Here is a 26,426-nt window from a genome sequence, read left to right on the forward strand (position 1 = left end):
CGGCAGGGTCACCCGTCCGGCAGGATGAGCACATGATGTCGCTTTTCGCCGCCCCCCTCGGCGCCGCCCGCATCGCCCTGGACCGGACCGTGGAGGTCGCCGAGTTCGCGGTGTCCGTTCCCGGGCGGGTCACGAGCCTGTTCGAGGCCACCGAGGCGCTCGTCGCCCGCGTCGACGACGTGGTCACCGACGCCCGCGCAATCGTCACGCGCATCGACGAGGTCGTCACCGACGCCCGCGCCGCCGTCGGCCGGGTCGACGAGGTCATCGACAGCAGCTCGACGGTGGTCGGCGACGCCGCGGCCGTGGCCCACCGCGCGCAGGATGTGGTGTCGTCCGCCGGCCGCACATCCGACGCGGCCGGCGAACTGCTCGACACCTACGCGCCGATGGCGACGCGGGCCGCGCCGCTCGCGGGCCAGTTCATCGAGGAACTCAGCGCCGAGGAGGTCCACGCGGCCGTCGTCCTGCTCGATCAGCTGCCGGAGCTCGCGGACCGGATGACGGCCCTGATGCCGATCCTGGGCACGCTCGAGAGCGTCGCCCCGGAGATCCACGAGCTGCTGGGCGTCGCGAAGGACGTGCGGCAGGCGATCGTCGGCGTCCCGGGCTTCAACTTTCTGCGCCGTCGCGGCGAGGACAAGGAGAACGGCGACGACGACTGACGATCACGGCTGGACGAGGATCTTGACGTTCTCCTCCTTGTTGGTGATCAGTTCCTCGAAGCCGTCCTTGACGATGTCGTCGAGCCCGATCCGGCCGGTGATGAACTGGTAGGGGTCGACCTTGCCGGAGGCGATCATCTCGATCGTGGCGGGATGATCGTTCGCGTAGGCGAGGCTGCCGAGCAGGTTGACCTCGCGGAAGACGAGGTCGTTCATGGCGACGCTCGCCTCGTGGCCCCAGATCGCGACGTTGACGCACGTGCCGCCCGCCCGGGTGGACTGGATAGCGGTCTTCAGGACCGCGTCGATGCCGGCGCATTCGAAGGAGACGTCGGCGCCACGGCCGCCGGTCAGCTCCAGCACCTGCTCGGTGACGTCGCCGTCGCGCGGGTCGATGATGTGGTCCGCCCCGGCCGGCTCGGCCTTCTTCTTCCGCACCTCGGCCGGTTCGACGACGATGATCTGCTCGACGCCCGCCGCGCGCAGCGCCGAGGTGGTGACGAGCCCGATCGGCCCGGCCCCGAACACGAGCGCTGAGTGGCTCGGCCGCGCACCCGAGAGCCGCACGGCGTGGTACGCGACGGCGAGCGGTTCGACGAGGGCGCCGACGTCGGTACCGAGTTCGCCGAGCGGATGAATCCAGCGCCGCTCGGCGACGACGTACTGCGAGAAGCCGCCGCCGTACCCGGACAGGCCCACGAATCCCAGTGTGCTGCACACGTTGTAGCGGCCGTTGCGGCAGGCGTCGCAGCGGCCACAGATGATGTACGGCTCGACGACCACCCGGTCGCCCACCCGCACGTCGTCCACGCCGTCGCCCACTTCCGCGACGACACCGGCGAACTCGTGACCGAGGGTGATCGGCACGGTCTCGCCGGTGATGGGGTGCGGTGCGTCGGCGGGCGGGGCGAAGATCGGGCCCTCGAGGTACTCGTGCAGGTCGGTGCCGCAGATACCGCACCACTCGACCTCGACCTTGACGGTTCCGGGCCGGGTCGCCGGTTCGGGGACATCCTCGACCCGGATGTCCCCGGGGCCGTGGAAGCGGGCTGCCTTCATGGGTCGATCTCCTCGCTGTACGGGCGTCGGACCTGTTCGGCCATGTCCGACGCGGGACCATCCGGGTGCGCCGCTACCGAGGCCGGCGCGTGATCCAGAACACAGCGCCGGCGTCGCCGCAACAAGTGTTGCAGTGCGTTGCGCCGCGGCACCGCCGCGCGACGGGTGTGGTGCCGGCCACACAATTCGGCATATGCTCACCGCAACCCGACCGACGAGAGACGGAGACAGTGGGCAACTTCAGCGCCATCGAACCCGGCACCGACCTGCATCGATACGCGCGTGAGCTGGCGCGCATGCACGATGCGGTCATCGGCGGCGGTCGGTCGCCGCTGCGGCCGCGGTCGGTGGTGGCCCGGTCCTGGTCCCGGGTGCTCGTCGCGGGGCTGGCTCCGGACGGCAGCAACGCCCGCGCCCTGCTGCCGCTCGCCGAGGTCGAACGGCGCCGGCGGAACTCCCCGCTGTCGGGGGTGATCGGCGACCTCGAGCAGGTGGTGTGCTCCGTGGCCGAGGCGTCGCACATGTTGATGGTCGTGACCGACGCGGACGGGATCGTGCTGTGGCGGGCCGGGTCGGCCAAGGTGCGCAGCCGCGCCGACAGCCTCGGATTCAGCGAGGGCGCCCGGTGGACGGAGTCGACCGTGGGGACCAATGCGATCGGGACGGCCCTCGCCGAGGCCGCCCCGGTACAGCTGTTCTCCGCCGAGCACTTCGAGCAGTCCCAGCACCCCTGGTACTGCACCGCGGCACCGATCCACGATCCGCGCACCGGGGAACTGCTCGGCGTGGTCGACGTGAGCGGCCCCGCCCTGACGATCCATCCCACCATCAGCGCGCTCGTCGAGACGGCGGTGCGACTCGCCGAGGCGCAGCTGTGGCGGTTGCACGAGAACCGGCTCGAACGGCTGCGCACGGCCGCGGCGCCGGTGCTCGCCTCGATGAGCGGGCCGCTGCTGCTCGTCGACGAGCACGGGTGGGTGGCGCACGCATCGGGCGTTGCGGCCACCAAGCGCGTGGCGGCGCCGACGTCCGAGCGGACCTTGAGCGTGCCCGGCCTGGGCCTGTGCGTGCCGGAGCAGCTCGCGCACGGCTGGCTGATCCGGCCCGCGGGTGGCCCGGCGCGGATGGCGATCGAACTGGACCTGTCCGGCACGCCGACGGTCGTCGTCAGCGGCGCCGACTCGGCGTGGCGCAGCCCGCTGTCCGCCCGGCACGCCGAGATCCTGCTCCTGCTGCACCTGCGGGGGCCGCAGGGAATGACGGTGACCGAGGTGAGCAACGGCATCTACGGCGACCCGGACCACGCCGTCGCGGTGCGGGCGGAGGTGTCCCGGCTGCGCCGCGTCCTCGGCTCCGTCGTCGAGAGCCGGCCCTACCGGCTCGCCGACTCGGTCGACATGACGCTCACCCTCGGAACGGCCGAACGCCTCGCGGACTGCGCGTTCGTCCGGCACGCGACCAGCCCGGCCGTCCGCGCACTCGCGGACGGCCGGTGAGAGCTCAGGCCCGGTAGGCGTCCGTCCCGGCCCGGCTGAGCACCAGGCGCGGCAGCACCGCACGGGAGGACAGCCGCAGCACCGCGTCGACGAGTTCGACGACGTCGTTCACCTCGAGCATCTCCTCGGCGGGGATGCGGTCCTTGATCCAGTCGGACATGTCGGTGTCGACGTAGGCGGGGGCGATCGCGGACGCGCTGACACCGTTGCCGGACTCCTCGGCGTTGAGCGTCTCGACCAGAGAGATCAGCGCCGCCTTCGTCGCCCCGTACACGGCCAGGCCGGCCTCGGCGTAGACGCCGGTGATCGACGACAACGCAACCACTTTCGCACCGCGGCCTGGGGCGGCGGTCGCGGCCTTGCGCAGCAGCGGCAACGATGCCTGGATCAGGGCGAAGGGGGTCTCGAAGTTGACGGACACCGTCTTGCCGAAGCGCCGCATCGGGAACTCGGCGATGGTGCCGGCGGTGCCGACGCCGGCGTTGAGCACGAGCGCCCGCATGCTGCCGAACGTCTCCTCGTGCGCCGCGACGACGCGTGCCGCGGTGTCGGGGTCGCCGAGGTCGGCGGCGACGACCCGGACCTCGGGCGCACCGGCGTCGCGCAGGCCGGCGGCCACCGCGTCGAGCCGCGCCTCGTCGCGCGCGGTGAGGGTCAGACCGTAGCCCTGCTCCGCGAGGCGGGTGGCGACACCGAGCCCGATGCCGCGGGATGCGCCGGTGACCAGGGCGCTGGGGTTCACGAGATCGGTTGTCACGCTGCGCCTCCCCGCAGTGCCTCCAGGCCGGCGGCCGCGAAGACCGGTACGGCCTCCCCTGCCCGGTCGAAGCCGTCGCCGACGGTCGCCCCCACGCGCCAGCGGTGGTTGATGCCCTCGGCGATGACGGCGAGCTTGAAGTTCGCCAGGCCCATGTAGAAGTTCCAGTGGGCGAGTTCGCGGCCCGTCGCCACCGCGTAGCGCTGTGCGAGGTCGTCGGCCGACGGCAGGCGCGGGCTCGTCCACGCGGCGGATTCGCCGAGCACCTGATCGAGCGCGGGGTTGCGGTACACGCACATCAGGGCGACGTCGGTGAGCGGGTCACCGAGCGTGGACAGTTCCCAATCCACCACCGCCGCAATCTTTCCGGCATCGGCCGGATCGAGAATGGTGTTGTCGATCCGGTAGTCGCCGTGCACGATCGACGCCGCCGACGACGCGGGGATCGCGTCGGCGAGGGCGGCGTGGAGCCGATCGAGGTCGTCGAGGTCGCGGGTCTTGACCCGGTCCCACTGGCCGGCCCACAGCTTCACCTGCCGGGCGACGTACCCGTCGGGGCGGCCGAGGTTTCCGAGGCCGACGGCCTCGTAGTCCACCGAGTGCAGGGCGGCGAGCACGCGGACGAGCTCGCCGGTGCACGATTCGATCTCGTCGTCGCTCAGGGTGGCGAGGTCCTCGGTCGTGCGGATCACCCGCCCGGTGACGTGCTCGACGACGGTGAACGGAGCGCCCATCACGGAGTCGTCCTCGCACAGGACGACGGTCTGCGCGACGGGCACGCCGCAACCCTGCAGCGCCGACGTGATGCGGAACTCGCGGGCGACGTCGTGTGCGGACGGGGTGAGCCCTGCCGTCGGCGGCCGGCGCAGCACCCACCGCGACGTGTCGTCGAAGATCGCGTACGTCAGATTCGACTTGCCGCCGGAGATGAGTTCGGCGCGCAGTTCGCCGTCGAGGGCGATGCCCGAGTCCTCCAGATAGCGGTGCAGGGCACTCAGGTCGAGTCCCTCGTGCTGTGCGGTCTTCATGCCCGGCTCTCCTTCGCGGCGGCGGCCTTCTTCGCGGCGCCGACGGCGCGCTTGGCGATGGCCCAGCGGTGCACCTCGGAAGGCCCGTCGTAGATGCGGAACGGGCGGACCTCGCGGGCGAGCCGCGCGACGGGCAGGTCGGCGGAGACGCCGAGGCCGCCGCACATCTGCATCGACCGGTCGACGATGCGGAACACCGCCTCGGCCGCGAAGGTCTTGGCGATGGACGTGGAGTTGGACGCATGCGAGCCCTGGTCGAGTTCCCAGCACGCCTGCGTCAGCAGGGCACGGGTGGCGGCGATGTCGATCTCGTTGTCGGCGACCATCTTCTGGATCATGCCGAGGTCGCCGAGCTTGCCGCCGAAGCCTTCCCGCTCGGCGACGCGGGCGACGGCGATGTCGTGGCCGCGGCGCGCCGCGCCGAGCCAGCGCATCACGTGCGTCATGCGGGCGGGCCCGAGCCGTACCTGCGCGTAGGCGAAGCCCTGGTCGACCTCACCGAGGACGGCGGAATCCGGCACGAACAGGTCCTCGAAGAAGACCTCGCAGTGACCGCCGATCATGGCGCGGTCGATGGTGTCGATGTGCCGGCCGACGGTCAGGCCCGGGGTGTCGGCGGGGGCGAGGAACATCGTGGCGCCGCCGCGCTGTCCGGGTTCGCCGGAGGTGCGGGCCATGATGATGAAGAAGCCGGCACCGTCGGCCCCGGTGATGAAGTACTTGCGGCCGTTGATCTTCCAGCCGCCGGGGACCTTCTCGGCGCGGGTGGTGAGCGCGTTGGGATCGGACCCGGCGCCGGGTGCCGGTTCGGTCATCGCGAATCCGGACCGCACGTCGCCGTGGGCGAGCGGCGCGAGGAACTGCTCCTTCTGTTCCGGGCTGGCGATGTGCGCGAGCATGTGCACGTTGCCCTCGTCCGGGGCGGCGATGTTGAGCGCGATGGGCCCGAACAGCGAGTAGCCCGCCGCCTCGAACACCGGGGCGCGGTCGACCATGCCGAGTCCGTGGCCGCCGTACTCGACGGGCGCGTGCGGCGCGAAGACGCCGGCGTCCTTGGCCGCCTGCTGCAGCTTCACCCGCAGGTCGTCGCCCCCGGCGGCGGTGATGTCACCGTTGTGGGCGTCCTCGACGGGCAGCACGTGCTCCCGGACGAACTCCTCGGTCCTCGCCACCAGTGCCTGGACGTGTTCCGGGTACGACAGATCGACAGCCATCGCGATTCCTCCTCCTCACCCCGACCGATCGATCGCTCGGTTACGACAACCGTGACACACCCCACCCCGCGCGGTCAACCCGGACGACCTACCGTGCGCCCACGGCGCAGTCCCTACCGGGCGCCCACGGCGCGGTCCTTACCGGGCGCCCACGGCGCGGTCCTTACCGGGCGCCCACGGCGCAGTCCCTACCGTGCGCCCACGGCGCAGCGCGCGATGGCGAGGTAGCGGTGGACGACCTCGTCGGGAGCAAGCGGCCCGTCCGGTCGGTACCACCCGGCGACGGCGACGCACATGGTGGTCACCGCCCGGCTCGCGTCCTCCGGGAACTCGGTACCGAACTCCCCGCTCGTCACCCCGTCCCGGACGATCTCGTCGAGCATCCGCTGCTGCTCGTCGCGCAACGCGATGTAGGCCTTCCGGCTGTCCGGTTCCATGCTGCGCATCTCGGTGGAGGCGACGAAAGCCTGATTGCGCCGGAACATGTGGAACCGCAGCAGGGACTCGACAACCGCGTCGAACCGCTCGGAGGCCGTGGGGCCGGCCTCCGCCAGTGCCCGCCGGCTGCGGTCGAGCAGATCGCCCATCACCGCCGTCGTCAGCGAGACCAGCAGCGCCTGCTTCGACGGGTAGTGGTGGTACAGGCCAGGCACCGACAGCCCGGCCCGGGCGGCGATCTCCCGGATCGAGGTGCCGTCGTAACCGCGCTCGGCGAACGCCTCGAGGGCGGCCTCGAGCGGCTTGGGCAGGGTCGACGGCCCGTACTGCCGCCACGATCCCGATTCGACGGCTTCCTCACGCGTTTCCATGGCATCACCGTAGGCGACCCCGGCGGGCCGGCCGAACGTCACTGCCGGCGGGCCGGCCGAACGTCACTGCCGGCGGGCCGGCCGAACGTCACCGCCGGCGGGCCGGCCGAACGTCACCGCCGGCCGGCCCGTCACCGGATCGCGGTGCCGGTGCCGGCTACCGTCAGTAGTCGTCGTCGCCGTAGAGCACCATGCCGCGCAGGTTTCGACCCTCGTGCATGTCGGCATAGCCGTCGTTGATGTCCTCGAGCCGGTATGTCTTGGTGACCAGCTTGTCGAGCTCGAGCTGTCCGCTGCGGTAGAGGTCGAGCAGCTTCGGGATCTGCGAGCGCGGGCCGACACCACCGAAGATCGCGCCCTGCAGGCGCTTCTGCAGCAGGGTCAGCTCGAACAGGCTCAGCGTCACCTGGGTGTCGGCGGCGCTGCCCATGCCCACCACGACCACCTGGCCGCCCTTGCCGGTCAGCGCCATCGAGGGGGCGATGATGTCCCCGTGGATCTCACCGACGGTGATGATCGTGACGTCGGCCATCGCACCCCAGGTGATCTCGCCGATCACCGGCAGCGCCTCCTCGATCGAGACGAACGTGTGGGTCGCCCCGAACTTCTTGGCCTGATCCCGCTTGAACTCCACCGGGTCGATGGCGACGACGTGCCGGGCACCCGCGTGCGCGGCCCCCTGCACCGCGTTGATGCCCACGCCGCCGATGCCGATCACGACGACGGAGTCGCCCACCTTGGTGCCGCCGATCGCCGTCGCGGAGCCCCAGCCCGTGGCAACGCCACAGCCGAGCAGGGCGGCCTTGTCGAGCGGGATGTCGTCCTCGATCTTGATGACCGAGGCCTCGTGCACGGTGACGTAGGGCGCGAACGTGCCGAGCAGGCACATCTGGATGACCGGATCACCATTGAGGGTCACCCGGTGCGTCTTGTCGGCGATGGCCTGCCCGGTGAGGAGGTTCGCCCCCTCGTCGCAGATGTTCTGCAGGCCCTTCGCGCACGAACGGCATCGCCCGCACGCGGGGATGAAGGCGAGCACGACGTGGTCGCCCTCCCGGATGTTGGCCACCCCCGGCCCGACCTTGGTGACCACGCCGGCGCCCTCGTGCCCGCCGAGGACGGGGAAGGACGCCATCGGCGTCGCGCCGGAGCGTAGATGTTCGTCGGAGTGGCACAGTCCGGACGCGGCCAGACGCACCTGCACTTCACCGGCGACCGGGTCTCCGAGGTCGATCTCCTCGATCTCCCATGGCTGATTGAGCCCTTTGATCACCGCAGCCTTGGTCTTCACGAACCCTCCCACCGGATCCACTGTGAACTGTGTCACCATGAGTAGAGCAGGACGAGCGTCCGCATGGACGACTTTGAGGATCTCCCCGGGACGCGAGTTACCTGATACCGTGGGTAACGGAAATGTCCTCATGGAGGTACACGATGATCCACATCCGCCACACCGCCGTTGCGGAGGTTCCCCTCGAGGTGGCGTTCGCCTACCTCGACGATCACCGCACGGTCCCCGAATGGATGTACGGCGTCAACCGCTTCGTGCCGGTGGGACCGCAGGTCAACGGCCTCGGCGCGGTCTTCGACGCGACCATGCAGATCGGACCGAGGGGCCTCGACTCCCGCCTTGCGATCGTCGACTGGGAACTCGACCGCAGGATCGTTCTCGACTCCATCGCGGGGTTCCGCACCGCCTCGTCGTGGGAACTCGCCGACCTCGGCGACGGGCGGATCCGCCTCGACGTCGACTTCGGGTACCAACTTCCCGGCGGCCTGGCCGGACGGGCGCTCGGCAAGCTCATCGAACCGGTGGTGGGCACCGCGATCCGCCAGACCGAGCAGGCGCTGCGCTCGAACCTCGGCCGCGTCGCCTGAGCGACGCGCATCCTGCGCAAGGATCCGATCAGCGGGAGGATGCGTACCCTCGCACGGCGATCGGCACGGACACGGCAAGGATCACCGCCGTCCAGGCGAAGGCCGCGACGACCGGATGCTGCATGGGCCAGGCCGCGTCGGCGGCGACCGTCGTCCCGGATCCGAACAACTGCCGCAGGGCCGCGACCACGGCGCTGACGGGGTTCCATTCGGCGATCGTCGCGACCACGGCCGGCATCGTCTCGGTGGGGACGAAGACGTTGGAGAACATGACCGCCCCGAAGATCAGCGGCGCCACCTGCTGCAGCATCTGCTCGTCGCGGATCGAGGCGCCGAGCACGATCCCGAGCCACGCGAGCGCGAACCGGAACGCGAGCAGCAGCAGCACGGCAAGCGCCACGTCGGCGGGGGTGGCCTCGACCCGCCATCCCGCGAGAAATCCCACGGCGGCCATCGTCGCCAGCGCCGAGGCGCCGGTCACCGTCTCCGCGAGTGCGAGGCCCGCCGGCACCGCGACCGGCGGGACGGGCAGGGCCCGCAGCCGGTCCGTCAGGCCGCTGCGGAGGTCGGCGTTCACGGTCGACGCGGTGACGACGAGCCCCATGGCCGCGACGAGGACGAGGACTCCGGGCGTCAGATACGACCGGTAGGCGGCAGCGTCGGATTCGCCGGCGAGCGCGCCGCCGAATACGAAGCCGAACAGCAGCATCATTCCCAGCGGTGCCGCGAGGGTCACCGCGAGCAGGCCGGGCGCGTTCCGGTACGTCGCGGCCACCCGCAGGAACAGAATCCAGGCACCCGCCGCCGGCGAGACGGTGCGGGTGGCGGTGGGGGCAGTCATGCGGGAATCCCTTCGGTCGGGCGACCGGTGAGTGCGAGGAAAGCGTCGTCCAAGGTGGCGCGCCGGCGGCCGATGTCCTGCACCGCGATGCCCTCCGCGTCGAGGGCGCGCAGGATCGGCAGCAGGGCGGCCGGCTCACCGTCGAATCCGAACGTCAGCCGCAGCGGCGCATTCTCGTCCCGGGCCGGCGCGTCGACGGGTCTTCCGCCGAATCGCTCGACGATCGCGGCGACGTCGCCCCGCCGGTGCGGATCGAGCACGACGACGTCGAGGCCGCTGCCCATGGTGCGGGCTATCGCGTCCGGCGTCCCGGTGGCGACGACCCGACCGGCGTCGAGGATGGTGACCGTGTCCGCCAGCCGCTCGGCCTCGTCGAGGTACTGGGTCGTGAGCACGACGGTGGTGCCTTCCTCCACGAAAGACCGTACATACCGGTAGATCTCGTTGCGGCTGCGGGGATCGAGGCCGGTGGTGGGCTCGTCGAGGAAGAGCACCGCGGGACGGACGACCATGCCCGCGACGATGTCGAGCCGCCTTCGCATGCCGCCGGAGTATGTGTGCACCTGCCGGGCCGCGGCGTCGGTCAGGTCGAAGCGCTCGAGCAGGTCGTCTGCGTGCCGGCGGGCGCCCCGGGCGCTGTACCCGTTCAGGCGGGCAACCATCGTCAGGTTCTGGGTGCCGGCGAGTCGGGGGTCGACCGCGTGGTACTGGCCGACGAAGCCGATGTTGCGCTTGACGTGAGCAGCCTCGCGGACGGTGTCGTGACCGAGGATCCTGGCGCTGCCGGAGGTCGGTTGCAGCAGGGTCGCCAGCATCCGCACGGTCGTGGTCTTGCCGGACCCGTTGGGGCCGAGCAGCGCGTGCACCCGACCGGCGGGCACCTCCAGGTTCAGCCCGTCGAGCACGAGGTGGCTGCCGTACCGCCTGGTGAGCGCCTCGGTTTCCAGAACCGTCATTCCGACCTCCACGATTGGGAACATCGTTCGCAATTACACCGTACGCGTCTGCGAACGTCGTTCGCAACTGTCCGGGTAGTGCATGCTGGCACCCATGCCGCATGCCGAACCCCCGACCTCGCTGTGGTTGCGCGCCGACGACCCCAGGCCCGGGCCGCGCCCTGCCCATACGCTCGAGCAGCTCGCCGAGGCGTGCGTCGGCCTCGCCGACGCAGACGGGCTGCGTGCCGTTTCGATGCGGCGCGTCGCGCAGGAACTCGGGACGGCGGCCGCCTCGCTCTACCGCTACGTCGCAGGCAAGGACGATCTCGTCGCTCTCATGGTCGACCGCGTCGCCGCGGAGTACCGGTACCCGCCCCTGACCGGGGACGTGCGGACCGACGTCCTCGCCCTCGCGGAGCAGGCCCGGCAGCTGCACCGTCGGCATCCGTGGTTGAGCGTCGCGGGCACGACGACACTGGGTCCGCACTCGATGCGATACCTCGACCACATGGTCGGCGCCCTCGCACCGACCGGCCTCGACGCCACCGCGACCATGATGGGAATCGCCCTGCTCTCAGGCTGGGTCACCACCTTCGCCGCGCAGGAGGCGGCGGGGTTGTCCGCCCCCACCGCCGGTGGCGGCTCCGAGCACATCACCGCCATGCTGGCCCACGGCGACTACCCCCACCTGGCCGGCCTGCTCGCTTCCGCGGGCGGGAACGCCGGCGCCACACCCGTCGACAACGATGCCGCATTCCGGGCCGGGATCGAGGCCCTGCTGTTCGGCATCGCGCCGCACCCGTGAGCGAGCCCGCTCGCTTCGGGCGACAAATTCTTGGAGAACAAGGGAATTCACGCGCCCTTCCGGGATCCGCCCACACAGGTGTGCGGGCGGATCCCGGAGACGTGAGCAAGTCCGCTAGGTTCACCGGCGGAGGTGCCGCCGGATGACTGACGATCGCCGCATGATCCACGTGTGCCACGACGGCGTGGCGCACGTGGACCGCCAGGCCGCCTTCGCCTACGTCGCCGATCACCGCACGGTCCCGGAGTGGATGTTCGGAGTCACCCGCTTCGAGCCCGTGGGTGATCGGGTCCGCGGCGTGGGCGCGCGCTTCGACGCGAGCATGCGGATCGGGCCGGCCACCTTCGACTCCCGGCTCGAGATCGTCGAGTGGGAAGACAACCACCGGATCGTGCTGAGCTCGATCTCCGGCTTCCGCACCCTGTCGTCGTGGCAGTTCGACGATCTGGGCGACGGTCGCATGCGTCTCGCCGTCGACTTCGGCTACCGGCTGCCCGGCGGCGCGGCCGGTCGCGCGGCGGGGCTGCTCATCGAGCCGCTGGTGGGCACGATCGTCCGCCGGACTGAGCACGCGCTGAGGGAGCAGGTCAGCCGGATCTCCTGACCCGCCGCGCGTCCGGTCAGAAGTTGCCGCGCGCCGCCTGCTCGCGCTCGATCGCCTCGAACAGGGCCTTGAAGTTGCCCTTGCCGAAGCCGAGCGAACCGTGCCGCTCGATCAGCTCGAAGAACACCGTCGGGCGATCGGTGATCGGCTTGGTGAAGATCTGCAGGAGGTAACCGTCTTCGTCCCGGTCGACGAGAATGCCACGCTTCTGCAGTTCCTCGATCGGCACCCGCACGTTCCCGATCCGCGCGCGCAGCTCGGGGTCCTCGTAGTAGGCGTCGGGCGTGGCGAGGAACTCCACGCCCTCCTCGCGGAGCCGGTCGACGGCGGTGAGGATGTCGTTGGTGGCCAGCGCCAGGTGCTGCGCGCCGGGACCACGGTAGAAATCGAGGTACTCGTCGATCTGCGAGCGCTTCTTCGCGACGGCCGGCTCGTTGAGCGGGAACTTGACGCGGTGGTTGCCGTTGCAGACCACCTTGCTCATCAGGGCCGAGTAGTCGGTGGCGATGTCGTCACCGATGAACTCGGCCATGTTGGTGAAGCCCATGACGCGGTTGTAGAAGCCGACCCACTCGTCCATGTTGCCGAGCTCGACGTTGCCGACCACGTGGTCGAGGGCCTGGAAGATCCGCTTGGGCGCGCCGTCGCGCTTGCGGTAGGTCGACGACTTCTCCACGTAGCCGGGCAGATACGGGCCCGTGTAGCGGGACCGGTCGACGAGCGTGTGGCGCGTCTCGCCGTAGGTGGCGATCGCGGCGAGCCGCACCGTGCCGTACTCGTCGCTGATCTCGTACGGCTCCTCGAGGACCGTCGCGCCCTGGGCCCGGGCGTGCGCGATGCACTTGTCGACGTCGGGCACCTGCAGCGCGATGTCCACGACGCCGTCGCCGTGCCGGCGATGATGCTCGACGAGCGGGCTGTCCGGATCGACCGCACCCTTGACCACGAACCGCACCGCCCCGCTGCGCAGGACGTAGGCGTGGTGGTCGCGGTTGCCGGTGGTGGGACCGGAGTAGGCGATCAGTTCCATCCCGAACGCGGACTGGTAGTAGTGCGCGGCCTGGGTGGCGTTGCCCACCACCCACACCACCGCGTCCCAGCCGCTGACGGGGAACGGGTCCCGCTCGGCGTCGTACTCGACGAGGCCGACGAGCTGCCGCAGTTCCTCGGGGTTCAGCTGGGCGAGCTTCTCGCTGTCGGTGAGGGTGAACTCGAGAGTCATGGCGATTCCTCCTGCCGCCGGACGCGGCGCCATCGGTGTGTCGTGTGTCACCAGGAAAAACCCCGTCGCGGCGACGGTGCAATCTCGCCTCTCCCAGCTGATCGACCTGACTGGAAAATGCGGGACGCCGGGCGAGCCGCTATACAATCGGCACAGTTTCCGCCGCCTCTTCGGAAGGAACGGCTATGCGTGACGCCGTGCAGCTGGACGAGTTGGATTTCGCGCTCCTGGATACGCTGCACACGGATCCGAAGATCGGCGCCCTGGAGCTGTCCCGGAGGTTGCGGGTGGCGCGCGCGACGGTCTCGGCACGGCTGCGCCGGCTCGAGGAGTCCGGGATCATCGCCGGCTACGAACCGCGACTGGACCTGGCGGCCGCCGGATTCGAGGTCCAGGCCTTCGTGACGATGGAGATCGTCCAGGGCGCGCTCGAAGCGATCACCGATGTCCTCGAAGCGATTCCGGGGGTGCTCGAGGCGTTCGCGACGACCGGCGCCGGCGACATTCTGTGCCGGATCGCCGCGGACTCCCACCTCGGTCTGCAGCAGACGCTGATCGAACTGAACCGGTCGTCGATCGTCGCCCGGTCGACCAGCGTCATGGTGCTGTCGGAGGTGGTGCGGTACCGGGCCATGCCGCTGCTCCGCACGCTGCAGCCGGGCAAAACCGCCAAAGCGCCCGCCTACCGTCGGTAGAGCTGAAGGTCGGCGCGCTCGCCCCCACCCGCCGAAAACGTCGAAACAGCTCTGCACACTGCACAGAAAAACGACGGGCGGCTGCGCTACAGCTCTTCAGCCTGACCAGTAGTGCAGGCCGCACTTGCGCCTCCTCTGTAACCACGGTCACAGTCTTCTTCATTCGCCCGCTCCCCGGGCATCGCACCGTCCCGACTCCCGAGAGAAGACATGAAGAACCTGCTGACCCGTTTCGAGGACAAGGCCCCCGAGATCGTCTTCGAGTGGCACGACACCGAGACCACCGCCCGTGGCTGGGTCGTCATCAACTCCCTGCGCGGCGGCGCGGCCGGTGGCGGCACGCGGATGCGCCGCGGCCTCGACCGCCGCGAGGTCGAGTCGCTGGCGAAGACGATGGAGGTCAAGTTCACCGTCTCCGGTCCGGCCATCGGCGGCGCCAAGTCCGGCATCGACTTCGACCCCTCCGATCCCCGCAAGGACGGCGTGCTGCGGCGCTGGTTCCGGGCGGTCGCGCCGCTGCTGCGCGCCTACTACGGCACCGGCGGCGACCTGAACGTCGACGAGATGACCGAGGTCGTGCCGCTCACCGAGAGCAACGGGCTGTGGCATCCGCAGGAGGGCGTCGTCAACGGGCACTTCGCGGCGGACGACCGCGAACGCGTCCAGCGGGTCGGGCAGCTGCGGCTCGGTGTCGCGAAGGTCGTCGAGGACACCCGGTTCACCCCGGCACCGGATGCGAAGTACACGGTGGCCGATCTGATCACGGGCTGGGGCGTCGCCGAGTCGGTGCGCCACCACTACCGCATCTACGGCGACCCCGCCGGCAATCACGGGCTCGGGGGCAAGCGGGTGATCGTCCAGGGCTGGGGCAACGTCGGCGCGGCCGCGGCCTACTACCTGGCCCAGGCCGGGGCTCGCGTGGTCGGCATCATCGACCGCGACGGCGGCATCCTCGACACGGCCGGTCTCGACTTCGACGAGGTGCGCACGCTGCTGCTGAACAAGGACGGCAACGCGCTCCGCAGCGACCGGATGCGTCCCTTCACCGAGGTGCACGACGCGATCTGGGACCTCGGCGCCGAGATCTTCCTCCCCTGCGCGGCCTCCCGCCTGGTCACCCGCGAACAGGTCGACCGTATGGTCGCGGCCGGCCTCGAGGTGATCGCCAGCGGAGCGAACGTGCCCTTCGCCGACGACGAGATCTTCTACGGCCCCACCTACGAGCACGCGGACAAGTCCGTCTCCGTGATCCCCGACTTCATCGCCAACAGCGGCATGGCCCGCGCCTTCGCCCAGCTCATGGAGGGTGACGTGGAGGTCTCGGACGCGGCGATCTTCGGCGACGTCTCGGACACCGTCGCGGGTGCGCTGCAGCGCTGCCACGACCGCTGCGCCGACCATACGGGCGTCGCGGCCACCGCGTTCGAGATCGCCCTCGACCAGCTGGTGCCGGCCGGGGAGCGCATCGATGACTGACACCCTGGCCACCACGCCGGCCACCACCACCGAGCCGGCGCCGCGGGCGATGCTGCACCAGGCGATGCGGCCGCGACAGCTGGTGATGATGAGTCTCGGCGGCGCGATCGGCGCGGGACTGTTCGTCGGCTCCGGCGCCGGCATCGCCGTCGCCGGACCGGCCATCCTCGTCTCGTTCCTCGCCGCCGCGGCTCTCGTCGTCCTCATCATGCGGATGATGGGCGAGATGGCGGCCGCGAACCCCGCCAGCGGCGCCTTCTCCGTGCACGCGGAGAACGCCCTCGGCTCCGTCGCCGGCCGCACCATCGGCTGGCTGTACTGGATCCAGGTGGTCATCGTGATCGCGGCGGAGGCGACCGGCGCCGCCGCCATCACCGCCGCCTCGATTCCCGGGATCCCGCAGTGGGCCGCGGCACTGTTCTTCATGGTGGTGCTCACCGGCGTGAACCTCGTCGGCGTACGCCGGTTCGGCGAGGTCGAATTCTGGTTCGCGGCACTGAAGATCGTCGCCATCGTCGCCTTCCTCGCGATCGGCGTCGCGATGATCGCGGGATGGGTGCCCGCCTTCGACAGCACCGGGTTCGCGAACCTCACCGCGCACGGCGGCTTCGCGCCCACCGGTATCGCCGGTATCGCCGCGGGCCTGCTCATCGTGGTGTTCGCGTTCGGCGGCACCGAGATCATCGCCATCGCGGCCGCCGAGACCTCCGATCCGCGCCGGAACGTCGGCCGCGCGGTGCGCACGCTGATCTGGCGCATCCTGGTCTTCTACATCGGCTCGGTGCTGATCATGGTGACGGTGCTGCCGTGGACGTCCGAGGATCTCGTCACGGGCCCGTTCGTCGCGGTGCTGAACGCCGGCGCCGTGCCGGGGGCGGCCGCCGTGATGACCGTGATCGTGGTGGTGGCGCTGCTGTCCTCGCTCAACGCGATGCTCTTCAGCGCCTCACGGATGATCTACTCCCTCTCGCAACGCGGTTCGGCCTACCCCGCGTTCGGCCGGGTGGCCGCCAACGGGGTGCCCCGCAACGCGGTCCTCGCCTCGGTCGCGTTCGGATTCGTCACCGTCGCACTCAACTACGTGCGTCCCGACAAGGTGTTGCCGCTGCTGCTCAACGCCGTGGGCTCGACCATCCTCGTACTGTGGACGTTCGTGGCGGTCTCGCACCTCGTGCTGCGCCGGCGGGCCCGTCGCGACGGCACCGAAGACGCCCTGCCGCTGAAGATGTGGGGCTTCCCGTACCTGTCGTACGCGACCCTCGGCCTGCTCGCCGGCATCGCCGTGCTCGCGCTGTTCGACACGGCCGCCCGCACCCAGCTCATCGCGACGGGCGCACTCACCGCCACGATCGCGGGCGCGTGCTGGCTTCTGCACCGCCGGCAGACGGTCCGGCAACCGTAGCCGACCGCACAGACGACGACGCCGTGCGTCCTCCCGCAGGGGGGAGGGACGCACGGCGTCGTCGCGGATCGGTCCCCGCCGTCAGTCCTTCGGACCACCGGCGACGTAGATGACCTGACCCGACACGAATCCCGCACCCTCGCTCGCGAGGAACGAGGCGGTGTGCGCGATGTCGTCGGGCTTTCCGGTGCGGGCGACGGGGATCTGCGAGGCCGCGGCGGCCTTGAAGTCCTCGAACGACATGCCCACCCGCTCGGCCGTCGCAGCGGTCATCTCGGTCTCGATGAAGCCGGGGGCGATCGCGTTGGCGGTGACGCCGTACTTGCCGAGCTCGATCGCGAGGGTCTTGGTGAAGCCCTGCATGCCGGCCTTGGCGGCGGAGTAGTTGACCTGACCGCGGTTGCCCAGTGCGGAGGTGCTCGACAGGTTGACGATGCGGCCGAACTTGGCCTCCACCATGTACTTCTGCGTCGCCCGGGACATGAGGAACGCGCCCCGCAGGTGCACGTTCATCACGGCGTCCCAGTCGTCGACGGTCATCTTGAACAGCAGGTTGTCGCGGGTGATGCCGGCGTTGTTGATCAGCACCGTGGGATCGCCCAGCTCGTTCGCGACCTTCTCCACAGCCGCGGCGACGGACTGCTCGTCGGCGACGTTCGCGCCCACCGCGAGGGCCTTGCCGCCGGCCGCCTCGATGGCCGAGACGGTGTCGCCGCATGCGGACTCGTCGAGGTCCAGGACCGCGACCTGGAATCCGTCCTGCGCCAGCCGCTTGGCGACTGCGGCGCCGATGCCGCGCGCGGCTCCGGTGACGATGGCGGTGCGGGTGACTGTTTCGCTCACTGCTTACCTCCGTGCTGTTGTGGTTGGAAACTTCAGTTGATGGTCAGGCCGCCGTCGACCGCAATCGTCTGGCCGGTGACGTAGCCGGCGGCCTCCGAGGTGAGCCACACGGCGGTGGCGGCGATCTCTGCGGGATCACCGGTGCGGCCCAGGACGATTCGCGGCTTCATGCTGTCGAGGTAGCCGGGCTGGTACTCGTCGGTCATCTCGGTCTCGAAGAATCCCGGCGCGATGGCATTGACGCGGATGCCCTTGCGTGCCCCCCACTGCTGGGCCAGGTCCCGGGTCAGGCCGATCACGCCGGCCTTGCTGGCGGCGTAGGCGGCCTGCGGCAGTCCCGCGGTGGTGAGGCCCAGGACGGAGGAGATGTTGACGATGGAGCTGCCGGGCTGCATGACGCGCCCGGCGGCCTGCGCGGCCCAATAGGAGCCGTTCAGGTTGATGTCGATGACGCGCCGGAACTGTTCCGGGGTCTCCTTGGTGGCCGGGACGGCCGTGCCGATGCCGGCGTTGTTGATGAGAATGTCGACCTTGCCGAAGTGCTCGATCGCGGCATCGACCATCCGTTGCGCCTGCTCGGGCTCGGCGATGTCGGTCTCGACGCTCAGCGCGCGGCGGCCGGCGGCACGGACGAGTTCGGCGGTCCGCTCGAGCCGGTCGGCGCGACGGGCCGCGAGCACGACGTCGGCCCCAGCCTCCGCGAGAGCCTGGGCGAAGGCGACGCCGAGGCCCGAGGAGGCGCCGGTGACGATCGCGACGCGGTCGTCGAGGCGGAACTTGTCGAGCACGGACATGTGTGTAGTCTCCTCCGATAGTCGATACCTATGCGAATTGTATAGTTGAATTCGCGCTCGAGTTCAAGACCTGAAGTTCGAAAAAGGCGCGGCCACAAGCCCTTTCGGGCCCGCGACCGCGCCTCATCCGTCTTCCCGGTCCGAGGGGGACGATCAGCTCAGGCGCTCGAGCACCATCGCCATGCCCTGACCGCCGCCGACGCACATGGTCTCCACGCCGAACTGCTTGTCGTGGGTCTGCAGGTTGTTGAGCAGGGTGGCGGTGATCCGCGCCCCGGTCATGCCGAACGGGTGACCGAGGGCGATCGCACCACCGGAGACGTTCAGCTTGTCCTCGTCGATGCCGAGCTCCCGGGCGGAGCCGAGCACCTGCACGGCGAACGCCTCGTTGATCTCGAACAGGTCGATGTCGGAGATGGTCTTGCCGGCGTGGGCGAGCGCCTTCTTCACGGCCTCGATCGGGCCCAGACCCATGATCTCCGGCGACAGGCCGGACACGCCGGTCGAGACGATCCGCGCCAGCGGGGTCAGCCCGAGCTCCTCGGCCTTGGTGTCGGACATGATCACCAGGGCCGCGGCGCCGTCGTTGAGCGGGCAGGCGTTGCCGGCGGTGATGGTGCCGTCGGGGCGGAAGACCGGCTTCAGCTGGCTCACGGCCTCGTAGGTGGTGCCGGGCCGCGGCCCGTCGTCGGTGGTCACGACGGTGCCGTCGGGCAGGGTGACGGGGCTGATCTCGCGCTCGAAGAAGCCCGACTCGAGGGCTTCCTCGGCCCGGTTCTGCGACCGCACACCCCACCGGTCCTGGTCCTCGCGGGAGATGCCGGTGAGCGAGGCGACGTTCTCCGCGGTCTGGCCCATCGCGATGTAGACATCGGGCAGCAGGGCCTCGCTGCGCGGGTCGGTCCACGCGGTGCCGCCCTCGGCGAGCGTGGCGGTGCGGGCCTCGGCGTCGGCGAAGAGCGGGTTCCTGGTGTTCGGCAGCCCGTCGGCGTTGCCGGTGACGAAGCTGGAGACGGACTCGACACCGGCGGAGACGAACACGTCCCCCTCGCCGGCCTTGATCGCGTGCAGCGCCATGCGGGTGGTCTGCAGCGACGACGAGCAGTAGCGGTTGACGGTCACGCCGGGCAGGAAGTCGTAACCCAGCTGCACGGCGACGACGCGGGCGATGTTGAACCCGGACTGGCCGGCGGGCTGGCCGCAGCCGAGCATCAGGTCGTCGATCTGGGCCGGGTCCAGCTCCGGCACCTTCGCCAGGGCGGCCGCGACCATCTGGGTGGCCAGGTCGTCCGGACGCACCGTCTTGAGCGACCCCTTCATCGCCCGCCCGATGGGAGAACGGGCGGCGGACACGATCACAGCTTCGGGCATCACGTGCTCCTTTTTTGTGTTGACGCTTCGAGTCTCTACAGGCCCAGATCGCGGCCGATGAGTTCCTTCATGATCTCGTTGGTGCCGGCCCAGATCTTGGTGACGCGGGCGTCCTTCCATGCACGAGCCACACGGTACTCGTTCATGAAGCCGTAGCCACCGTGGATCTGCACGCACGCGTCCAGGACCTCGGACTGCGTCTGCGCGGTCCACCACTTGGCCTTGGCCGCGTCCACGGCGGTGAGCTTGCCGTCGGCGTGGGCCTCGACGGCCTGGTCGACGTAGGCCTCGGCCACCTCGATCTTGGTGATCAGCTCGGCGAGCAGGAACTTGTTGTACTGCATGGCGCCGATGGCCTGGCCGAACGCCTTGCGCTCCTTCGCGTACTCGATGGTCTCGAGCAGGATGTGCTTGGCGTGGTGCACGTTGTTGACCGCGGAGCCGAGCCGCTCCTGCGGCAGCATCTTCATCATCGAGATGAAGCCCATGCCCTCCTCGCCGATGAGGTTGGCGTGCGGGACGCGGACGTCCTTGAAGAACAGCTCTGCGGTGTCGGCCTCGGGCTGGCCGACCTTGTCGAGCTTGCGACCGTTCTCGAAGCCCTCCATGCCGCGCTCGACGGCGAACAGGGAGATGCCCTTCGCGCCCTTCGACGGGTCGGTGCGGGCCGCGACGACGACGAGGTCGCAGTTGTAACCGTTGGTGATGAAGGTCTTGGCGCCGTTGAGGATCCAGTCGTCACCGTCGCGCACGGCGGTGGTCTTCAGGTTGGCGAGGTCGGAACCGCCGGAAGGCTCGGTCATACCGATGGCGCAGATGAGCTCACCGGTGGCGCAGCGCGGCAGCCAGCGCTCACGCTGCTCCTCGTTGCCCAGGTGGACGATGTAGGGAACGGTGATGTCCGAGTGGATGCCCATCGACGACGACAGCGCCATGTTCGCGCGGGCGAACTCCTCGCCGAGGATGGCGTTGAAGCGGTAGTCGTTCGCCTCCATGCCACCGAAGCGCTCCGGGATCTCGAGTCCCAGGAAACCTGCCTTACCGGCCTCGATCCAGATGTCACGGGGAATCTCGTGACGTTCGATGAGCTCCTCCGCACGGGGCATGACGAACCGGTTCACGAACTCGCGCGCCGACTCGCGGAACGCCTCGTGATCGGGGCCGTACAGGGTGCGTTGCATCAACCGCTCCTCAAATCTGTAAGCATCTGCTTATTTTCTAAGCGTGCGCTTATAGTGAACCGCGGCCGCTATCTTGTCAACCAGGGCCGTAGCAGGAACGGGAGCAGGACGTGAGCACATCGAGGGACGCGGTGATCAGCGGATCGAAGGCCGCGGCCCGCCTACGCGAGGCGGCCGTCGAGGTGTTCGCCGAGAACGGCTACGGCGGCACCACCACCAGACTGATCGCCGCCCGCCTCGACATGAGCCCGGCCGCGATGTATCCCCACTACAAGTCCAAGGAAGAGCTGCTCTACGCGATCAGCTACGAGGGCCACGACCTGGCCCTCGAGGTCGTGCGCGACGCCGACCTCCCCGGCGAGGACGCCACCACTCGGCTGGCCAACGTCATCGGCCGGTTCGCCGAGTGGCAGGCCGAGCACCATCGCCGCGCCCGCGTCGTCCAGTACGAGCTCACCGCCCTGACGCCCGAGCACTACCGCGTCATCACCGGCCTGCGGCGGCGCACCACCCAGGTCGTCCGCACCATCGTCGACGCCGGCGTCGCCTCGGGTGAGTTCACCGTCCCCGACACCGAGGGCGTCACCCTTGCCCTGATGTCGCTGTGCGTCGACATCTGCCGCTGGTACCCCTCCGGCCGCTACCACGAGCCCCACGCCCTCGCGCACCTCTACTCCGATCTCGCCCTCCGGCTCGTGGGCGCCGTCCGCTAGCATCTGTCCCCACACGACGGATCGGGGGGTCCATGGGCGGGGGGCAATGTTCGCGCGGCTGTCGGTCGTCCGCGTCCGCAATCGATGTCGCGTGCGACCGGGAAGCGAGCGAACGAGAGCGACGACGACACCTGCGCACTCGCGGATGGATCGTCGCCCTCGTCGCGGCGGCGGTCAGCGCGTGCACCGCCGTCACGCCCGCGGCACCCGCGGAACCACCCGCCACCACCACGACGACACGCACACCCCGCATCGTCGACGAATCCGACCGCCCCCCAGTCACGTTCGACCCCTGCCTCGACATCCCCGACCGAGTGCTCGTCGAGGCGGGCTACGACCCGAGGTCGGAGGAGATCAGCGACTTCGCCGCGACGCACTACACCTTCCTCGGGTGCAGCTATCACGGCACGCTGCGCATCCCCGGCGTTCTCCGTCGCTACGGACTCAATCTCAACTCCGGCAACATCACCTTCGCCGAGGTGCAGGAGAAGGTCGCCGAGTACGCCACTCCCATCGAGATCAACGGACGACGCGCCCTCCTCGAGGTCGACCCGAGCTTGCGTCAGTCGTGTGCCGTCACTGTGGAGACGTCGTACGGGGTTCTCATCATCTCGCGCATCTATCACCCCGACCACGGCAATGGAGTCCCGAACAACGAATGGTGCGCCGGGCTCGAGGACACAGCCTCGCGCATGGCCGCCGTCATCGACGACTGATCGAAAGGCCCGAGGTGAGCGAAGCGCTGCGACTCGACCCACATACCATCGACGAGATCGTCGCCATCTGTGACACCATGCTCGCGACACTCTCCGATGCGATCGACAATTCGGAAGACCTGGCCAAAGTCGGAAGCTTCGGTGGATTCGAGTCCGCGGAACAGCTTCGGAAAGGTTTCCTCACCAAGGCCAGAGGCACCCCCGAGTCCGCCTACGAGCGGCTCACCCAATTCCACGAGGCCCTCTCCCGCATGCGCGACACGTTCGCCGCCGGTGGACAGGGCTTCCTCGACGCCGACTACGACTGGGCCCGGCAACTCGGCACCACCGACTCCGCGTGAACCGCCGCCACTGCGCATCACTCCGGAACCCGGAGAATTCCACGAGTCGTGCTGTATCCGCGCGGGTGCCAGTCGTCCGCGAACACAATTGGGGGAGCGTATGACTGGGAAAGTCGCGGATGGCTGATGCCGTTCGTTCCTCGGCACGACTCGCCACGAGACCGCACGGTCCGCTACGATGCTGCGCACTACCACGGAATCGGGGGGACTCCATGGACACGTCACTTGATGTTTCGCACGGCACCGGAAGACGCACGGCGCAGCACGTCGGGACCGTGAGCGGAAGCACCGAATAGGGTGCCGGAGAACGAGAATCCCGTCGCAGCGATGCTCGAACCGCTGCTCGAGCATCGGGTACCGGAGCGGGTCGGCGCGCTGGCGGACTGGCACACCAGACTGGTGGCACGGCTCGAAGGCAGCTTCGATCCCGACTACGCCACCGCATTCGAGAACTTCCACAGCATGGAGCACGACGCCATCTATCGAGACGTCCAGAGAATGGACCCGGGCGCGATGCGAAGCCTGGCGGAGAGCTGGCGCAAGATCGCGACCGACATGAGCGTCGGTTTCATCTTCGGAACCCAGATGATCTGCAACAAGATTGCCGAGGGGTGGGATGGTGACGCGGCGCGCCGCGCCGTGGCGGCGACCCGCTCCTTCGCGAGGTCGACCGAACAACTCGTGACCGCGCTACTTGCGGTGTCGACCAAACTCGCTGCGGCATCGGAGGTCGCTTCGGCTGTGCGGAACAACGTGCCACCACCGCCGGCGCAGATTCCGATGCCGCTGGGCGTGGTGGTGCCCCAGGACACGACCGAGTTCGCGCGGGCGGCGGAGGCGGCGCACGCCGAGGCAGTACGCGTCATGGAATCGCTCTACGTCCCGCACTACCGTGAATCCGGCACGGCGGTTCCGGTCCTGCCGTCGCCGCACGAGGCGACGGCAGGATCCGGTCCGGTCGGGGCAGATCCGTCGCGGCACCCCTCGGGCAGCGCGGAGGGCCGGGGCGGCGGCACCGGCCCCTCGGCCTCGGCGGCCGGCACCGGGCCCTCGGCCTCGGCGGCCGGCGCCGACGACGGGCAGGTCACGGACGCTCCGTCCCGCGGCACCTCCGCGACAGACGGGGAAGCAGACCCGGGCGGCCCGGCGCCGGGCGCCGGCGAGCATGCAGCCACCACCCCGGCCGCGACCGCGACCGGCGCGACGTCGGGTCCGGAGCGATACCCGGGTTCGGGTGGACCTCCGGGCGGACCCGGTGGTCCAACGTCCGGAGGCGCCGGCGGTGGAAGCGGCGGCGCCGGCGCTGCCGGCCCCGGCGGGCTCGGACCCGTGGGTGGCCTACCGGTCGCGAACGGTACGACGAACCCGGCGACGTCGGGCGCCGGCACCCGCGCCGGGTCGAGCCGCCTGGGCGGCATGTACCCGGGCATGCTGGGCGCCCCGGCGCGTCCTGCGCGCGACGACGAGGCCGCCCGCACGGTGCCCAGTTATCTGGTGGGCGCCGACAACGGGAACGAGCTCGTCGGTCCGATGCCGCTCACCGCGCCGCCGGTGCTGGGGGTCGATCCGGCATGAGGTGGCGGCTCACCCCCGACCGGTTCCTGGCCCTGTGGACCGCGACGGGACTCGACGAGATTCCGTTTCCTCTGCGCTACCGCTCCACCGCGCTGTGGGAGGACGAGCACGCCGCGAACCTCGAGGCGGCCCACCGGTGGCGGCGCACGAATCCCGACGAGCGGCTCACCGCGGCGATAGCGACGATGCGATACGCGGAGGTCGCCGTCGAGGTGTACGGGCAGTTCTCGGAGGGCTCCCAGTTGCGGCTGCGGGGATGCATCAGGCACGACTCCGCCGTTCTGGCGCGGCAGGATCCGGGACGTGCCGGCGATCTCGTCGTGACGGCGACCGCGGCGCACACACTGGCGGAGGCGGTCGTACAGTGTCTACCCGGCGCGTCCCCGGGTACGGCGCCGGCGCTGTCGGCACCCACCGCGGAAGTGGCGGAGTTCGCGCGCCCGACGCAGGTGCTCCGGACCGCGCAGGCGCCCCCGGCCGTCCGGTTGCGGCGGCTGCTGACCGATCCGCGGTCCGGAACGGGCAGCGTGCGGGTGCTGTGCTCACCGGACGGTCTGAACTTCACGCCGGTCACCGATCTCGGCTGGTTCGACGTCGCAGGCGACGGGCGGTACCTGTTCCGGACCGGCCACCACACCCACGTCTGCCCGGCCACCCCGGAGCTGCTGCGCGACGAGCTGGCCTACGCGGTCGACGGGGCGCGCGAGAAGCGGGGTCGCGTCGGCGCTGCCGGTTTACGCTGGGTGCATGGCTGAACGGGATCGAACGGTCGACGGCAAACCGCAGAACGCCCGCCCGCGCGACGCCCTGGGGCGCCCGTTGCCCTACGGCGAGGAGGGAGTCGAACGGGTCCCGGAGGACCTGCAGCTCGAGCCCGACGAGGCGATCACCGAGGCGCAGCGGCTGCTCGACCACGGGTATCCGTTCCATGCGCACGAGGTGCTGGAAGGCACGTGGAAGTCGGCGCCGGCCGACGAGCGGACGCTGTGGCAGGGCTTGGCGCAGCTCACCGTGGGGCTGACGCATCTGCTGCGGGACAATCCGGCCGGGGCCGCGTCGCTGCTACGGCAAGGGGAGGCTCGGATCCGCCATTACGAGGACGAGCCGCCGCACGGGCTGGACATAGACGGCCTCGCGGCATGGGCGGAACACCTGTTGACGGAGATCGCGCGCGGCGAGCCGATCCCGGCGCCGCCGATACCGCGGCTGCGGCTGCCCTGATGCCCGTGCTCCCGATGTTCCCGCTGGGAACCGCGCTGCTTCCGGGCGACGCCCTTCCACTCCACGTGTTCGAACCGAGGTATCGCGAGCTGGTCCGGGACTGCCTCGCAGATCCGGACGGGCCGCGGTTCGGCGTGGTGCTCATCGAGCGAGGCCACGAGGTGGGTGGGGGCGAGACCCGCCACGACGTCGGCACGGTCGCGCGGATCGTGATGGACACCGAACTCGACGACGGTCGCTACTTCCTGGAATGCATCGGCGAGGAACGCATCCGGGTGATCGACTGGCTACCGGACGACCCGTATCCGCGGGCGGAGGTCGAGCCGTGGCCGGACACGGAGTCCGGTCCGGTGGACTTCTCCGGCCTGAGCGTGGGGCTCGGCCGGCTGTACGGTCTGCTCGACCGCCTGTCGGGCGGCCGGATCGAACCCCCGAGCATCACCGAACTGCCCGACGAGCCGGGTGCCCGGCTGTTCGCGCTGGCACGCTTCGTCCCTATGGGTGAGGCCGACCGGCTGCAGGTACTCACGGCGCACGGACCCACCGAACGGCTGGCCGTGCTGACCGAATGTGTCTCGAACGCTGTCCAACTCGCGCAGTGGCGCCTCGACAGTACGTAAGGGCGAGGGCGAACCGCCTCGCGGACAGCGCATGACCTCCCTCGACCGCACCCGCGCGTCTGCGGGTCAACCGCTGCCGCACCCCGCCGGTTGCCAGGACGACCGCGCACGTCGCCGACGGTTGCATCCCGACAGCCGGGAACGAACACACGACGATCCGGG

28 protein-coding genes are annotated in these 26,426 nt (G+C 70.0%); 15 read left to right on the top strand and 13 right to left on the bottom strand.

Annotated features, from left to right (window positions below; genetic code table 11):
* Window positions 1-32 precede the first annotated feature (32 nt).
* Window positions 33-665, top strand: coding sequence for a ribulose 1,5-bisphosphate carboxylase large subunit (locus tag ISO16_RS14405; RefSeq protein WP_072636442.1), 633 nt, complete (start codon window positions 33-35; stop codon window positions 663-665).
* Window positions 666-668: 3 nt separating this feature from the next.
* Here the strand turns inward: ISO16_RS14405 and ISO16_RS14410 are convergent, their stop codons facing one another.
* On the bottom strand, window positions 669-1,724 hold the full coding sequence (locus ISO16_RS14410; RefSeq protein WP_029546450.1) for a 2,3-butanediol dehydrogenase: 1,056 nt from the start codon (window positions 1,722-1,724) through the stop codon (window positions 669-671).
* A 230-nt stretch (window positions 1,725-1,954) separates the two neighbouring features.
* Between ISO16_RS14410 and ISO16_RS14415 the strand changes: the two genes are divergently transcribed.
* Window positions 1,955-3,220: a GAF domain-containing protein gene (locus ISO16_RS14415; protein WP_072636443.1), complete on the top strand. Its 1,266-nt coding sequence runs from the start codon at window positions 1,955-1,957 to the stop codon at window positions 3,218-3,220.
* A 4-nt stretch (window positions 3,221-3,224) separates the two neighbouring features.
* On the opposite strand, the gene ISO16_RS14420 is transcribed toward ISO16_RS14415, so the two are convergent.
* The 5 genes from ISO16_RS14420 to ISO16_RS14440 all read right to left on the bottom strand — a co-directional run bounded on the left by ISO16_RS14420 (window position 3,225) and on the right by ISO16_RS14440 (window position 8,319).
* On the bottom strand, window positions 3,225-3,977 hold the full coding sequence (locus ISO16_RS14420) for an SDR family NAD(P)-dependent oxidoreductase (RefSeq protein WP_006939955.1): 753 nt from the start codon (window positions 3,975-3,977) through the stop codon (window positions 3,225-3,227).
* Window positions 3,974-5,005 carry a phosphotransferase family protein gene (locus tag ISO16_RS14425; protein ID WP_072636444.1) on the bottom strand — a complete coding sequence of 344 codons (1,032 nt, stop codon included), beginning with the start codon at window positions 5,003-5,005 and terminating at the stop codon, window positions 3,974-3,976. Before ISO16_RS14425 ends, ISO16_RS14420 begins: the two co-directional genes overlap by 4 nt.
* On the bottom strand, window positions 5,002-6,219 hold the full coding sequence (locus ISO16_RS14430; protein WP_043798040.1) for an acyl-CoA dehydrogenase family protein: 1,218 nt from the start codon (window positions 6,217-6,219) through the stop codon (window positions 5,002-5,004). The genes ISO16_RS14425 and ISO16_RS14430 overlap by 4 nt, the downstream gene beginning before the upstream one ends.
* 188 nt (window positions 6,220-6,407) lie before the next feature.
* A complete protein-coding gene (locus ISO16_RS14435) occupies window positions 6,408-7,028 on the bottom strand; it encodes a TetR/AcrR family transcriptional regulator (RefSeq protein WP_006939960.1) in 621 nt (206 codons plus the stop codon).
* 163 nt (window positions 7,029-7,191) lie between these two features.
* The gene (locus tag ISO16_RS14440) at window positions 7,192-8,319 is read right to left on the bottom strand and encodes an NDMA-dependent alcohol dehydrogenase (protein WP_072636456.1); all 1,128 of its coding nucleotides are present in this window, start codon (window positions 8,317-8,319) and stop codon (window positions 7,192-7,194) included.
* A gap of 143 nt (window positions 8,320-8,462) precedes the next feature.
* Here ISO16_RS14440 and ISO16_RS14445 point away from each other — a divergent pair, with 143 nt between their 5' ends.
* The gene (locus ISO16_RS14445; protein ID WP_006940694.1) at window positions 8,463-8,906 is read left to right on the top strand and encodes an SRPBCC family protein; all 444 of its coding nucleotides are present in this window, start codon (window positions 8,463-8,465) and stop codon (window positions 8,904-8,906) included.
* Between the two features lie 28 nt (window positions 8,907-8,934).
* Here the strand turns inward: ISO16_RS14445 and ISO16_RS14450 are convergent, their stop codons facing one another.
* On the bottom strand, window positions 8,935-9,747 hold the full coding sequence (locus ISO16_RS14450) for an ABC transporter permease (protein ID WP_083662340.1): 813 nt from the start codon (window positions 9,745-9,747) through the stop codon (window positions 8,935-8,937).
* Window positions 9,744-10,703 carry an ATP-binding cassette domain-containing protein gene (locus ISO16_RS14455; protein ID WP_139310922.1) on the bottom strand — a complete coding sequence of 320 codons (960 nt, stop codon included), beginning with the start codon at window positions 10,701-10,703 and terminating at the stop codon, window positions 9,744-9,746. Before ISO16_RS14455 ends, ISO16_RS14450 begins: the two co-directional genes overlap by 4 nt.
* Window positions 10,704-10,797: 94 nt before the next feature.
* On the opposite strand from ISO16_RS14455, the gene ISO16_RS14460 reads away from it, so the two are divergent.
* Both ISO16_RS14460 and ISO16_RS14465 read left to right on the top strand, forming a co-directional pair.
* Entirely contained in the window at window positions 10,798-11,490 is a 693-nt protein-coding gene (locus tag ISO16_RS14460) for a TetR/AcrR family transcriptional regulator (RefSeq protein ID WP_230304356.1), read from the top strand.
* A gap of 160 nt (window positions 11,491-11,650) precedes the next feature.
* Window positions 11,651-12,094 carry an SRPBCC family protein gene (locus tag ISO16_RS14465; protein WP_006940686.1) on the top strand — a complete coding sequence of 148 codons (444 nt, stop codon included), beginning with the start codon at window positions 11,651-11,653 and terminating at the stop codon, window positions 12,092-12,094.
* A 16-nt stretch (window positions 12,095-12,110) separates the two neighbouring features.
* Here the strand turns inward: ISO16_RS14465 and hppD are convergent, their stop codons facing one another.
* On the bottom strand, window positions 12,111-13,316 hold the full coding sequence (gene hppD / locus ISO16_RS14470; protein ID WP_072636447.1) for a 4-hydroxyphenylpyruvate dioxygenase: 1,206 nt from the start codon (window positions 13,314-13,316) through the stop codon (window positions 12,111-12,113).
* 185 nt (window positions 13,317-13,501) lie between these two features.
* Here hppD and ISO16_RS14475 point away from each other — a divergent pair, with 185 nt between their 5' ends.
* The 3 genes from ISO16_RS14475 to ISO16_RS14485 all read left to right on the top strand — a co-directional run bounded on the left by ISO16_RS14475 (window position 13,502) and on the right by ISO16_RS14485 (window position 16,889).
* Entirely contained in the window at window positions 13,502-14,011 is a 510-nt protein-coding gene (locus tag ISO16_RS14475) for an Lrp/AsnC family transcriptional regulator (protein ID WP_006940680.1), read from the top strand.
* Between the two features lie 210 nt (window positions 14,012-14,221).
* Entirely contained in the window at window positions 14,222-15,487 is a 1,266-nt protein-coding gene (locus tag ISO16_RS14480) for a Glu/Leu/Phe/Val dehydrogenase dimerization domain-containing protein (RefSeq protein WP_006940679.1), read from the top strand.
* Window positions 15,480-16,889 carry an amino acid permease gene (locus tag ISO16_RS14485; RefSeq protein WP_006940674.1) on the top strand — a complete coding sequence of 470 codons (1,410 nt, stop codon included), beginning with the start codon at window positions 15,480-15,482 and terminating at the stop codon, window positions 16,887-16,889. Before ISO16_RS14480 ends, ISO16_RS14485 begins: the two co-directional genes overlap by 8 nt.
* Window positions 16,890-16,970: 81 nt before the next feature.
* Here the strand turns inward: ISO16_RS14485 and fabG are convergent, their stop codons facing one another.
* From fabG to ISO16_RS14505, 4 genes are all read right to left on the bottom strand, one after another.
* The gene (gene fabG / locus ISO16_RS14490; RefSeq protein ID WP_029546459.1) at window positions 16,971-17,732 is read right to left on the bottom strand and encodes a 3-oxoacyl-ACP reductase FabG; all 762 of its coding nucleotides are present in this window, start codon (window positions 17,730-17,732) and stop codon (window positions 16,971-16,973) included.
* A 32-nt stretch (window positions 17,733-17,764) separates the two neighbouring features.
* On the bottom strand, window positions 17,765-18,526 hold the full coding sequence (locus ISO16_RS14495) for an SDR family NAD(P)-dependent oxidoreductase (protein ID WP_006940669.1): 762 nt from the start codon (window positions 18,524-18,526) through the stop codon (window positions 17,765-17,767).
* A 153-nt stretch (window positions 18,527-18,679) separates the two neighbouring features.
* The gene (locus ISO16_RS14500) at window positions 18,680-19,897 is read right to left on the bottom strand and encodes an acetyl-CoA C-acetyltransferase (RefSeq protein ID WP_075288578.1); all 1,218 of its coding nucleotides are present in this window, start codon (window positions 19,895-19,897) and stop codon (window positions 18,680-18,682) included.
* A 35-nt stretch (window positions 19,898-19,932) separates the two neighbouring features.
* Window positions 19,933-21,078, bottom strand: coding sequence for an acyl-CoA dehydrogenase family protein (locus ISO16_RS14505; RefSeq protein ID WP_006940667.1), 1,146 nt, complete (start codon window positions 21,076-21,078; stop codon window positions 19,933-19,935).
* A gap of 110 nt (window positions 21,079-21,188) precedes the next feature.
* Between ISO16_RS14505 and ISO16_RS14510 the strand changes: the two genes are divergently transcribed.
* The 7 genes from ISO16_RS14510 (at window position 21,189) to ISO16_RS14540 (ending at window position 26,264) form a co-directional block, all read left to right on the top strand.
* Complete coding sequence (locus ISO16_RS14510) at window positions 21,189-21,791, top strand: TetR/AcrR family transcriptional regulator (protein ID WP_029546461.1); 603 nt, start codon at window positions 21,189-21,191, stop codon at window positions 21,789-21,791.
* A 32-nt stretch (window positions 21,792-21,823) separates the two neighbouring features.
* Window positions 21,824-22,507: a DUF3558 domain-containing protein gene (locus ISO16_RS14515; RefSeq protein WP_083662341.1), complete on the top strand. Its 684-nt coding sequence runs from the start codon at window positions 21,824-21,826 to the stop codon at window positions 22,505-22,507.
* A 14-nt stretch (window positions 22,508-22,521) separates the two neighbouring features.
* Window positions 22,522-22,848, top strand: coding sequence for a hypothetical protein (locus ISO16_RS14520; RefSeq protein WP_072636459.1), 327 nt, complete (start codon window positions 22,522-22,524; stop codon window positions 22,846-22,848).
* A gap of 297 nt (window positions 22,849-23,145) precedes the next feature.
* Window positions 23,146-24,423, top strand: coding sequence for a hypothetical protein (locus tag ISO16_RS14525; protein ID WP_083662342.1), 1,278 nt, complete (start codon window positions 23,146-23,148; stop codon window positions 24,421-24,423).
* Window positions 24,420-25,178 carry an ESX secretion-associated protein EspG gene (locus ISO16_RS14530; protein ID WP_072636460.1) on the top strand — a complete coding sequence of 253 codons (759 nt, stop codon included), beginning with the start codon at window positions 24,420-24,422 and terminating at the stop codon, window positions 25,176-25,178. The genes ISO16_RS14525 and ISO16_RS14530 overlap by 4 nt, the downstream gene beginning before the upstream one ends.
* Window positions 25,171-25,644 (top strand): DUF309 domain-containing protein, encoded by a 474-nt coding sequence (locus ISO16_RS14535; protein ID WP_006940659.1) that lies wholly within the window; start codon window positions 25,171-25,173, stop codon window positions 25,642-25,644. The genes ISO16_RS14530 and ISO16_RS14535 overlap by 8 nt, the downstream gene beginning before the upstream one ends.
* Window positions 25,644-26,264, top strand: a complete 621-nt coding sequence (locus ISO16_RS14540) for an LON peptidase substrate-binding domain-containing protein (RefSeq protein ID WP_072636461.1) — start codon at window positions 25,644-25,646, stop codon at window positions 26,262-26,264. Before ISO16_RS14535 ends, ISO16_RS14540 begins: the two co-directional genes overlap by 1 nt.
* Window positions 26,265-26,426: the final 162 nt, after the last annotated feature.

It is taken from the genome of Rhodococcus sp. M8 (genome assembly GCF_015654185.1).
Classification (GTDB): domain Bacteria; phylum Actinomycetota; class Actinomycetes; order Mycobacteriales; family Mycobacteriaceae; genus Rhodococcus; species Rhodococcus aetherivorans.